The organism is Campylobacter sp. US42a (assembly GCF_004379055.1).
Taxonomy (GTDB): domain Bacteria; phylum Campylobacterota; class Campylobacteria; order Campylobacterales; family Campylobacteraceae; genus Campylobacter_D; species Campylobacter_D jejuni.
Window position 1 is genome coordinate 1 of sequence record NZ_RYYK01000014.1, and the last position, 5,111, is coordinate 5,111.

Genomic DNA, 5,111 nt, shown 5'->3' on the forward strand with positions numbered 1-5,111 from the left:
ATATCTAAAAAGTTTTTAGATTAATTTTATTTTATTACTAAGTTTTTAGTTTACTTACGCTAAAATGATTTGGATGAAATTAAATTTTCTTTAGAAGATTTTACAAAAATTTTACCTACATTATTCAAACCATTTTAGTAAAAGAAATACAAGAAAATGAATTATCTGATTTTAAACTGGAACTTCAAAAAGAATTGGTTAAAAAATCAATGAAAAATTAGGTAGCAAGCTAATAAAAGGATTATATTTTACAGATTTTGTCATTTCTTTAAAATTTTAAAAAATTTTCAAGCCTTTTAAAAAGGCTTGATTGAAGATTTTAGGATTACTCAACTTCAGCGTCGATTACATCGTCATCTTTTTTCTTTTTATCATTGGCTGTGTTTGGCTCATCTTTTTTATACATATTTTCAGCTAATTTGTGAGAAACTTCACTTAAAACTTTCATTTTGCTTTCAATCTCTTCTTTGCTTGCATTTTGATTTTTCAAAGTCTCACGCAAATCATCAAGAGCTTTTTGGATATTTTCTTTATCAGCAGCGGCAACTTTTTCACCCAACTCACTTAAAGATTTTTCTACTTGATGAGCCAAGCTATCAGCCGCATTTCTAGCATCTACAGCTTCTTTGCGTTTTTTATCTTCTTCTTTGTGAAGTTCAGCATCTTTTACCATGTTATTAATTTCTTCTTCGCTAAGTCCGCTTGAACCTGTGATTTTGATCTCTTGAGCCTTACCTGTTGCTTTATCTTTTGCACTAACAGTTAAAATACCATTTGCATCAATATCAAAAGTAACTTCGATTTGTGGCATACCGCGTGGTGCTGGTGGAATTCCTTCAAGATTAAAATTTCCTAAAGATTTATTATCACGACTAAATTCTCTTTCCCCTTGTAAAACATTGATGGTTACAGCACTTTGATTATCTTCAGCGGTTGAGAAAACTTGCTCTTTTTTAGTTGGAATAGTTGTACCTTTTTCGATAATCTTAGTCATTACCCCACCTAGAGTTTCTATACCCAAAGAGAGCGGAGTAACATCAAGTAAAAGCACATCTTTAACATCGCCTTTTATAACCGCACCTTGAATCGCCGCACCAATAGCTACAACTTCATCAGGATTTACAGACTTGTTAAGATCTTTATTAAAGGCTTTTTTCACTTCTTCTTGCACTAAAGGAACACGAGTAGAGCCCCCTACCATAACAATTTCTTTAATCTCATCTTTTTTAAGACCTGCGTCACTTACTACTTCATTGATTTTAGTGATGGTTTCAGCTACTAAAGAATCAATCATACCTTCAAATTTAGCTCTAGTAAGTTTTTTAACCAAGTGTTTTGGCCCACTTGCATCTGCTGTGATAAATGGTAAATTAATTTCAGTTTCATTAGCTGAGCTTAATTCTTTTTTAGCATTTTCTGCTGCTTCTTTCAAGCGTTGTAGAGCCATAACATCATTTTTAAGATCTATGCCTGTTTCATCTTTAAATTCATTAGCTAGAAAATCTATAAGTTTATTATCAAAATCATCGCCACCCAAGAAAGCATTACCACCTGTTGCTAAAACTTCTACTACATTATCGCCAGTTTCAAGCACAGTAACGTCAAAAGTTCCCCCACCTAGATCATAAACCACGATTTTTTCACTATCTTTTTTATCAAGTCCATAAGCTAGAGCTGCTGAAGTAGGCTCATTAATAATTCTTAATACATTAAGTCCTGCTATCGTTCCTGCTTCTTTTGTCGCTTTTCTTTGCGCATCGTTAAAATATGCAGGCACAGTAATAACCGCATCTACAACACTCTCGCCCAAGAAAGCTTCAGCATCTTCTTTTAGTTTCATTAAAACTTTTGCTGAAATTTCTTGCGGAGTATAAATTTTCCCTGCAATCTCAATAGCACAAGCACCATTTCTTTCAGTAATATGATAAGGAAGTCTTGTTTTAGCTTCTTTAGCCGCATCTTCATTGATCATCAAACCCATAATTCTTTTAATAGAATAAATAGTTTTTTCAGGGTTAGTTACAGCTTGGCGTTTCGCACTATCTCCTACTAAAACCTCGCCTTTATCTGTAAAAGCTACCACAGAAGGAGTTGTATTTTTACCTTCTTTATTTGGAATTACTTTACTCTCACCGCGTTCATACACAGCAACACAAGAATTGGTTGTTCCTAAATCTATACCTATAACTTTACTCATTTTTTATCCTTTTTATTAAAATTTATTTTGCTACACTAACTTTGGTTGGGCGGATCACACGATCGGCTATTTTATAGCCTTTTTGAAGCACGGTAACCACTTCACCACTTTGATGATTTTCACTATCTACATGAAACATTGCCTCATGTAAATTTGGATCGAACTCTTTTTCTTCTTTGATAAGAGCCACTCCATGCTTTTCAAGTTTTTTAAGAAACAAATCTAAAGTGTTTTGCACTCCTTCTTTGATTTTTAAGCTAATTTCATCATGACATTCGACATTGATAGCTGCTTCTAAAGCATCCAAAACATCAAGCAAATCCTTTGCAAAGCTTTCATTTGCATAAGCCATAGCACTTAGCTTTTCTTTTTCCATTCTTTTTTTAATATTTTCAAATTCAGCGTTTGCACGCATATATTTGTCTTTTAATTCATCATAGTCTTTTTGCAATCTGTTTTGCTCAACATCTTCGATATTTTGCAAATTCTCATCTTGCAAATGTTCAGAATTTTCTGCGTTTTCATTTTCAAATTCTTGCTTTTGCTCGCTCACGCCGCCTCCTTTATGTATTGTAATATTTTTTTATAATCCGTATAAACACTACCTGCTAAGATAATATTTACATCTTCGCCCAAAAACTGCGCATCCACCTTAAGCCCCATAAAACCTTCTTTAAATAAAGGTTCAAATTCAAGACTTTCTTTAAAATAACGATGAACTCCGCAATCTAAGAGCTTAACAAATTCATCATTTTGATAAATTTGATAAGCTCTTTCTTCATTGCTTCTATAGCAAATCAAATTTTGCCTTAAGCTAGCTATTTTTTCTACAAGATCCATAAAATGAACCCTCAAAGCTATTTTTTCTATACTAAAAAGATCCAATCCTATAAGACTTTGTAAAAAATTCCATGCTTCTTTTTCATATTTTAAAACGAGCTCTTCTTCTTTAAAATCAAGCACTATAAACTTAGCATTTAGATCAAGCACTTCTTTAAGCACTAAGCTTCTACCACCATAAACAAGACAGTAAATTTCAAATTCTTTACTCAACTCTTTTAAAAAATTCTCACTTTTGATATTGATATCTTGATCTTGTTCTTTTTTCCAAAAACTTTGCCAGTAATTTTGCATTGTCAAAATAGTAGGAATTCTACCACTACTTATATGAAGCTGAGTGATCAAACCCTCGTCGCTAAGCCTTTTAAGATAGACGCGTATAGTTGAAGCAGGGATGCAAAGATTTAAATTCAATTCATTTGAACCAATAGGAACATTATCTAAAAGATAAGTTTGGATGATAGAATCTAAAATCAAATCCTTTTTATCTCGGCTTTTCATAGCTCTTTCCTTAAATTTTTAGCACTCTATTTTTTGATTGCTAGAAGTATTATACAACATTGAGTGTTATTTTGTCAAGTATAAATATAAAAAAATATACTTAATTTTATTTAGTCTATATGACTAAACTTTTATTAGTTACTTTTTTATAAGAATACAATATATCAATATATCAAAATAAAAATAACAATACACTTTACAAGATAATTATAAAAACTAAGCCCAAATTTTAATTAAATCAGCTATTTTTCCATAACTTGTAGAATTTGTATCAAAATAAGTTTGCTTCATTTCGTTGACAATTTCACCAAGATTGTCATAATTAAGTTTAGTTGCATCTTCAGGTTTTAAACCTAGCATTTTTGCACTTCTTTGTTTGAATAAATCCACAAAACCTTCATAGAAAATTTTAAATTTATCCAGATTAAAAACAAGTTTTTTATTACCAGTTTCTTTATCTTCAACTTCATCAAAAATTTTATCAGATAATTGCATTTTAAGTAGAGATTTTTCATCTTCACTTAAATCATCATATTTTACACCTTTACCTAATTTATCCAAGATATCTTTAATTTCCATTGTATTAGTTTGATCAAATTTAGTTAAAGTTAATATACCTACACTTTCAGTCCATCCAGAATTTGGAGCTTTGGTTTTTACTGCTTGCATGCCAGTTTCGCTAAAACTAAGCTCTCCATCAAAATCTCCATCTTTTCTTATCATTTTATCAAGCTCTAAACCTATAGTTCTACCAGCATAATCTGTATCTTTGGTATCATCTGGACGCATTTCTCTAAAATCTTTTTCAAAACCAAATAGAGTATCTACACTACCATTTAATTGTGTATAAGATTGCACAAAAAGTCCTAAATTTGTTTCCTGTGCTACAAAACCACTTTTCGTATCTTCAAGCTCGTAATCTTCTAAATATCCATCATTATTTCTATCGCTAGCCATATAAGCTCTAGTATATGCTATATCAGCATACCATCCAGCCACGAAATTTTCAGCTTTTCCACTTAATATATATGATCCATCAAGTCTTTTAGTCATATCTTCTTTATCAAATTCAATCCCCATTTTATTGATAGCTGTTGAACTTAAAGCACTACGAACGAGTTTATTTATAATAGGATCTCTAAAATATATAGTAGTCATACCTCTTTCAGCTTTTTTTACTTTATCACCCACCTTTTGATTGAAAACTTTTTCATCTTCTAATCTTTGAAGCATAGTTTGAGCTACATCTGTTTTTTGATCTTGAAATGAAGAGGAATTTTCGTCTTTTTCATTAAGAATCTTTGGTTTTAAATTCAACTTAAAAGATTTATATACACTAGCTTGCTGAGAAGATTTAGATATGGGTTGAAAATGATTAAGAAAATTTATAAAATCCATTTTGATGCCTTCAAATTTTCGACATCTTTTCAAAAATATTGCTAATATATTCTATGTAATTTTAACTTAGAAAATTTTAAATTTTATCCTCTATTACCTTCCAAACCCTAAAAACACCCTATTCTCTCTAAAAACCCTAACCAGTAACAAACTCTTTTTTAAACACAATTCTAAA

4 protein-coding genes and 1 pseudogene are annotated in these 5,111 nt (G+C 30.9%); 1 reads left to right on the forward strand and 4 read right to left on the reverse strand.

Annotated elements, in window-relative coordinates:
* Nucleotides 1-66: 66 nt before the first annotated feature.
* Nucleotides 67-280, forward strand: a pseudogene (locus ELQ10_RS08740) (flagellar basal body protein FliL); the annotation flags it as partial.
* 45 nt (nt 281-325) lie between these two features.
* Here the strand turns inward: ELQ10_RS08740 and dnaK are convergent.
* The 4 genes from dnaK to ELQ10_RS08460 form a co-directional block, all read right to left on the reverse strand.
* Nucleotides 326-2,197 (reverse strand): molecular chaperone DnaK, encoded by a 1,872-nt coding sequence (dnaK, locus tag ELQ10_RS08445; RefSeq protein ID WP_044305953.1) that lies wholly within the window; start codon nt 2,195-2,197, stop codon nt 326-328.
* A 22-nt stretch (nt 2,198-2,219) separates the two neighbouring features.
* A complete protein-coding gene (grpE, locus tag ELQ10_RS08450; protein WP_002893254.1) occupies nt 2,220-2,750 on the reverse strand; it encodes a nucleotide exchange factor GrpE in 531 nt (176 codons plus the stop codon).
* Nucleotides 2,747-3,538, reverse strand: a complete 792-nt coding sequence (locus tag ELQ10_RS08455; RefSeq protein ID WP_002856966.1) for an HrcA family transcriptional regulator — start codon at nt 3,536-3,538, stop codon at nt 2,747-2,749. The genes grpE and ELQ10_RS08455 overlap by 4 nt, the downstream gene beginning before the upstream one ends.
* A 216-nt stretch (nt 3,539-3,754) precedes the next feature.
* On the reverse strand, nt 3,755-4,936 hold the full coding sequence (locus ELQ10_RS08460; RefSeq protein ID WP_134250460.1) for a hypothetical protein: 1,182 nt from the start codon (nt 4,934-4,936) through the stop codon (nt 3,755-3,757).
* Nucleotides 4,937-5,111: the final 175 nt, after the last annotated feature.